Origin of the sequence: Acinetobacter sp. NIOH-H-8, assembly GCF_046635365.1 — a bacterium.
GTDB lineage: Bacteria > Pseudomonadota > Gammaproteobacteria > Pseudomonadales > Moraxellaceae > Acinetobacter.
In genome coordinates, this window is record NZ_JBHDVN010000087.1 from 1 (window position 1) to 6,194 (window position 6,194).

At 41.0% G+C, this 6,194-nt stretch carries 4 protein-coding genes and 1 pseudogene; 4 read left to right on the forward strand and 1 reads right to left on the reverse strand.

Features of this window, described 5'->3' with window-relative positions; all coding sequences use genetic code 11:
* Positions 1–123: 123 nt before the first annotated feature.
* Positions 124–1,203, reverse strand: a pseudogene (gene xseA, locus ACEWB7_RS16795) (exodeoxyribonuclease VII large subunit); the annotation flags it as partial.
* Positions 1,204–1,657: 454 nt separating this feature from the next.
* Between xseA and ACEWB7_RS16800 the strand changes: the two are divergent.
* From ACEWB7_RS16800 to ACEWB7_RS16815, 4 genes are all read left to right on the forward strand, one after another.
* Positions 1,658–2,104: an I78 family peptidase inhibitor gene (locus ACEWB7_RS16800; RefSeq protein ID WP_312316200.1), complete on the forward strand. Its 447-nt coding sequence runs from the start codon at positions 1,658–1,660 to the stop codon at positions 2,102–2,104.
* Between the two features lie 112 nt (positions 2,105–2,216).
* Positions 2,217–2,576, forward strand: coding sequence for a hypothetical protein (locus ACEWB7_RS16805; RefSeq protein WP_004783806.1), 360 nt, complete (start codon positions 2,217–2,219; stop codon positions 2,574–2,576).
* 214 nt (positions 2,577–2,790) lie between these two features.
* Positions 2,791–3,060: a hypothetical protein gene (locus tag ACEWB7_RS16810; RefSeq protein ID WP_180104218.1), complete on the forward strand. Its 270-nt coding sequence runs from the start codon at positions 2,791–2,793 to the stop codon at positions 3,058–3,060.
* A 297-nt stretch (positions 3,061–3,357) separates the two neighbouring features.
* Positions 3,358–5,997, forward strand: a complete 2,640-nt coding sequence (locus tag ACEWB7_RS16815) for a bifunctional aconitate hydratase 2/2-methylisocitrate dehydratase (protein WP_004783803.1) — start codon at positions 3,358–3,360, stop codon at positions 5,995–5,997.
* The last annotated feature ends 197 nt before the right edge of the window (positions 5,998–6,194 follow it).

A 6,194-nucleotide genomic window follows, 5' to 3' on the forward strand; every position in this document is an offset into this window, starting at 1 on the left:
CCGGACTTAAATCCTATAGAAAAAATGTGGTCACGAGTAAAAATGATTCGCAATAAATTTAGAGTTAAAGATATTGATAAATTGTTTAAAGATTACTGTAATGATTTATTTAGTATTTAGCTATAGCTGCTGGTTAATCAGTTGGGTCTGTTGCTGGGCAAGGTTAGAGGTGTTGGACTTGAGCTGCTCTAAACGTTGCAAGGCATTCATAATCTGGTGATTGGCCAAATTTTGGATTAGCTTTAGATATTGCTCATTCTGGCTTTGATAAGCTTGAATTTGCTGTTGAGAAAGTCTCTGGATACTTTGCAGGTTATTTATAACTTCTTGCGTCAGCTCGACGACATGATTGCGAATTCCAGCAATCACTTTACTTGGTGTGTCGAAAGAACGATGAGCAATTTCATCCAGAATCGTCCTGTCTTTTTCATGACCAATACCAACCCAGACGGGAACTGAACGTTTGCAGAGCAGGGCAGCCAATGCATAGTCATTTAAATAAGCCAGATCATTGACTGCACCACCGCCACGAATGATTACGATCAGGTCAGGCGCGTTATGATAAGTTTGTGCCCACTGCTTTAAAGCTTGTGCCAAGCTTTGCATGATGCTTTGCGCTGCCGTATTTCCCTGAAAGGTCGCACTGTGATAGATAAATTCGCATACCTGAGCTTTTTGTAAAGCATCAGCATCTTTCTTGAAATCGCCCAGACCTGCAGCCTTTTCTGGAGCAATCACCAGAATCCGGTTGAGGTCAAAAGGTGTAGGCAGATTTTTATTGCGATCAATCAGACCTTCGGTTGTCAGTCTCTCTACAATCTGCTGATAACGTCGGGCTATATCACCCAAGGTATATCCAGAATCAATCTCTGTAATATTTAGGGAAAACCCATATTGCGGATCAAAGCTGGCTTTGACTTTGATTAAAACCTTAAGGTCCCGGCTTAGCTCAATACCACTTTCACGTTCAAATTGCGTCACAATTTTCTGTGCAGCAAATTTCCAGATGGTGGCCCGGCAACTGGCAATGACCTGATCATTGTCAGGATCTTTTTCTGCCAGTTCCAGATAGTAATGGCCAGCTTTGATATTTAAATTTCGAATCTCAGCTTTGACCCACACCGGTGTATCGAAAGTGATTTTAACCACTTCCTGAACCGTAGAAAGGTATTCTTTTAAAGAAAGCTGGAGATCGTCTTGCATGCCGAGATAAAGTTTAAAATTCAATCAAATATTAAATCAATATGGCCGCTAGTACAAACATCAAGCTTCGTGCATAAAAAAGGTTAGGACAAAGAAACTGGGAAATAATTAATTTAATGATCTAAAAACAAAATATTAGAGTAATGCTTGGTTGATGAAGGGTGATAAACAATTTGTATAATAATGTAATGACATTGTCATCTTAAAGCCATTCCAATATTTAACTAAATCTAAATTTTAGTTAGTTTAAGAAAGAGATTACTTTTAAAAGCTAATTATTGATTGATATAAATCATAGGAAATAGTGAGAACTTAAATGGGGTTAAACCTAATGATATTAAAAAATGATCCTGCCGCTTTTTACAGAATTACAAACACTCAAGCCTTTTCAGATCTGACGCTATAAATGGAATATGCTACATTAAAGGCGAATTCCTTTAGAAGAATACCGCTCATGAAAAAAATAATTTTATCTGGTTTGTCCGGATTATTTGCATCCATCCTCCTTGCTGGTTGTAGTACAACCCAGTCGCCTGATTCAAACTCTGCGTCATTAGGAACAGCCAATCCAGCGAGTGCCTATTGTATCAATCAGGGTGGAAAGCTGGAAATCCGTAATGAAACTAATGGGCAAGTGGGCTATTGTCATATAAAAAATGGGCAAGTGGTCGAAGAATGGGAATATTTCCGAGCAAACCAGCCTAAATGTATCGCTGATCAGGCAGCTGCACTGGTTGGCCAATCCAATTTAACTGAAGCAAAAATCAAAGAGAAAACCAAAGCTCAAATGGTACGCATGGTTGCACCTGGCCAGCCTGTCACTATGGATTATCGTGAAGAGCGCGTGACGGTCACTGTAGATCCAGCCACTAAGAAAGTAGTTCAGGCCAGCTGTGGTTAAGATATGAAATGCTACTTTCGAGCAGGCAGTATCAATAAGAATAGGTAGAAATTTCATTTTAAATGACAAATCTGTGCTGATCTCTTATAGTGCCTCTCGGAAGGAGAAATTCATGAAAAAGTTATTTGCTTTATCGCTGATGGTTGCTCTGGTCGGCTGTGCAGAGAAAAAACCTTTAACCCCTGAAGAGCAGTGGCATGGCTATTGTCGTAGTGTGGGGAATGCTGCACGAACCATTATGCTGGATCGTCAGAATGCGATCGAGAAAGAAAAGGCTGTTGAGCATGCCAACAAGATCGATGATGACATTACTCGCGGTTTTATCCTGAATATTATCGATGAAGTCTATGCACTTCCGGAACAGGAAATTAAGACCGATGTAGATGCAGCCCGTGAGAAAGTCCGCGCTGAATTTACCGAAAAATGTATCGCCACACCGCATGATAAAATGCCAGATTACAAACCGTTCTAAGGAACGGTTTTTTTATATTTAAATAAAACAAACTAAGAAATCATCATTCAAAATAAATAGTGGTTTATAGATATAAGAAAATTCTTCTAATAATAAAAATAGCCTAAGCAATATTAAATATAATTTGTGACAATTGCTAAATCTAAAATATAGAAATGCTTATCTTTATATTGAATAATGAATTTAACTCCAAAGCCTTGAGGAGAACAATAATATGGACGTCGTGAAGTATTTATATCACTCAGATCTGCTGTTAGAAGATGAAAAAGGATTGGCGATTATCGGTAGCGGACGCTATGTCCTGAGTGTAGGAGACAAGGTCGTGATTAAGCAGATCTTGGAGCAGGACAAAAAACGCTGTCTGGTCGAGATTTCCTTTGCCAGCAATAACCATAGTCAGACCTATGAAGATCAATGCGAATTAAAATTTGAGGGTTGTCGGGACGCTTTTCAGCAATATTTGAACTCGACGACAGTCCACTAAGGTGGAGTATCTTTTTCTAAGTAAATCAGGCAACATCGATGTTGCCTTTTTTATGCGTCGAATTTAGTTAAAAGTTGCCATATCTGTACTTAAATTATGCAAGGCGATGATGATTTGATTATTGAATGATCTTTATAAGCATCATTTAGTTATAAAATAATGAGCATCACAAAGAAACACTGTACTTGCATTAACTTTTAACTGGAATTTTAGTAAAATTTTAGAGTCCATATTATTTGTGAAGCTTTTATAAAGCAGGAATTCACAGGTAATTTTTTAAAAAAGAGGAATAACACCGTGCTAGAAGCTTACCGCCAACACGTTGAAGAACGTGCCGCACTCGGAGTCCCACCGAAGCCACTTGATGATGCTCAAACTGCTGCATTAGTTGAATTATTAAAAAATCCCCCAGCTGGTGAAGAAGCATACTTAGTTGACTTGCTTGAAAACCGTGTTCCAGCGGGTGTTGACCAAGCTGCATACGTAAAAGCTGCGTTCTTAGCTGCATTGGCAAAAGGCGAAGCGACTTCTCCACTAGTTTCTAAAGAACGTGCGGTTTACTTACTGGGCACTATGCTTGGTGGTTATAACGTTGCTCCTTTAGTTGAACTTCTAGAAGACGCAGAGCTTGGTGGTCTTGCTGCTGAAGCTTTGAAAAAAACGCTTCTTGTATTTGATGCGTTCCATGACGTAGCTGATAAAGCACGTGCAGGTAATGCAAATGCAAAAGCTGTTCTTCAATCATGGGCTGACGCTGAATGGTTCACAAACCGTGCAGACGTTCCAGAAGAAATCAAACTGACAGTTTTCAAAGTAACTGGCGAAACTAACACTGATGACTTGTCTCCAGCACAAGACGCTTGGAGCCGTCCAGACATTCCATTGCACGCAAATGCAATGCTGAAAAACGAACGTGATGGCATCAACCCAGAAGTTCCTGGTGAAGTTGGTCCATTAAACCAAATTAAAGATCTCATCGCGAAAGGCAACAAAGTTGCTTACGTAGGTGACGTTGTTGGTACAGGTTCTTCTCGTAAATCTGCAACTAACTCTGTACTTTGGTTCTTCGGTGACGAAATCGCTCACATTCCTAACAAGAAAGAAGGCGGTTATTGCTTAGGTTCTAAAATTGCTCCGATTTTCTTCAACACTATGGAAGACGCTGGTGCGTTACCAGTTGAAATCGACGTAGCAAACATGAACATGGGTGATGAAATCACTCTTAAAATCGACAAGGCTGCTGCTAAAGTAACTGCGTTCAAAGACGGCGCTCAAATCGCTGAAGCTGACCTTAAAACTCCAGTACTTTTAGACGAAGTTCGTGCGGGTGGTCGTATTAACCTGATCATTGGTCGTGGTTTGACAACTAAAGCACGTGAAGAGCTTGGTCTTGAGCCTTCAACTCTGTTCCGTACTCCAGTACAACCTGCTGACACTGGCAAAGGCTTCACCCTTGCTCAGAAGATGGTTGGTCGCGCTTGTGGTCTTCCTGAAGGTCAAGGTATCCGTCCAGGTACTTACTGTGAACCACGTATGACCACTGTTGGTTCTCAAGATACAACTGGTCCTATGACTCGTGACGAACTGAAAGACTTGGCTTGCCTAGGCTTCTCTGCTGACTTGGTAATGCAATCTTTCTGTCACACAGCTGCGTATCCAAAACCAGTTGACGTTCAAATGCAACACACGCTTCCTGATTTCATCATGAACCGTGGTGGTGTTTCTCTACGTCCAGGTGACGGTATTATCCACTCTTGGTTAAACCGTATGCTTCTTCCAGATACTGTTGGTACTGGCGGTGACTCACATACTCGTTTCCCAATCGGTATTTCATTCCCAGCAGGTTCTGGTCTTGTAGCATTCGCTGCAGCAACTGGTGTTATGCCACTTGATATGCCAGAGTCTGTTCTTGTGAAGTTCAAAGGTAAAATGCAGCCTGGTATCACTCTACGTGACCTAGTTCATGCGATTCCTTATGTAGCGATCCAAGAAGGTGATCTGACTGTAGAGAAGAAAGGTAAGAAAAACATTTTCTCTGGCCGTATCCTTGAGATCGACCTGACAGAAATGGAAACTGACCTGACTGTTGAGCAAGCATTCGAACTTTCTGATGCTTCTGCTGAACGTTCTGCTGCTGGTTGTGCGATCACTCTTTCTGAAGAGAAAGTTGCTGAATACCTACGTTCTAACATCACTATGCTGAAGTGGATGATTTCACAAGGCTATGGCGATGCTCGTACTATGGCGCGCCGTGTTGAGAACATGGAAAAATGGTTGGCTAACCCATCACTTCTTAAAGCTGATGCTGATGCTGAATACACTAAAGTGTATGAAATCGACCTTTCTACAATTACAGAACCAGTTCTTTGCTGCCCGAACGACCCAGATGATGCGAAACTTCTTTCTGACGTTCAAGGCGTAAAAATTGATGAAGTATTCATCGGTTCTTGTATGACTAACATCGGTCACTTCCGTGCAGCTGGTAAACTTCTAGACAAAGTACCTGGTGGTTCTTTATCTACTCGTCTATGGTTGGCTCCTCCAACTCGTATGGACGAACACCAATTGATGGAAGAAGGTTTCTACAATACTTATGGTAAAGCGGGCGCTCGTACAGAAATGCCAGGCTGTTCATTATGTATGGGTAACCAAGCACGTGTAGCTCCGAACACTACTTGTGTATCGACTTCTACTCGTAACTTCCCGAACCGTCTAGGTCAAGGTGCGAACGTTTACCTGGCATCTGCTGAGCTTGCTTCTGTTGCTGCTGTATTGGGTAAATTACCTTCTCCAGAAGAATACCAACAGTACGCCGCTCAAATCGACAGTATGTCTGCTGACATCTACCAATACTTGAACTTCGACAAGATGAGCGAGTATACAGATGCTGCTAAAGACATCGATACTAAGAAAATTGCTGCTGCTCAATTAGCTTAATTTGTTGATAATTAAATTAATTTGAGTTAAGAATAAGGGCTGAGTAATCAGCCCTTATTTTTTTGAGAATTGTCCCGTCCTGAAATAAGTTTACACCTTAAGAGACTTATTTTATGGAACATGCACAAGAACAACGAGTTAAACGCACACAACGTGATTATAGCTTCGCCTTTAAAATGATGGTTGTACATGAAGTA

Bases quoted from the DNA above. Each gene is read 5' to 3' on its own strand.
- ACEWB7_RS16800 (WP_312316200.1), top strand. From the start codon at position 1,658: ATGAAAAAAATAATTTTATCTGGTTTGTCCGGATTATTTGCATCCATC.
- ACEWB7_RS16805 (WP_004783806.1), top strand. From the start codon at position 2,217: ATGAAAAAGTTATTTGCTTTATCGCTGATGGTTGCTCTGGTCGGCTGT.
- ACEWB7_RS16810 (WP_180104218.1), top strand. From the start codon at position 2,791: ATGGACGTCGTGAAGTATTTATATCACTCAGATCTGCTGTTAGAAGAT.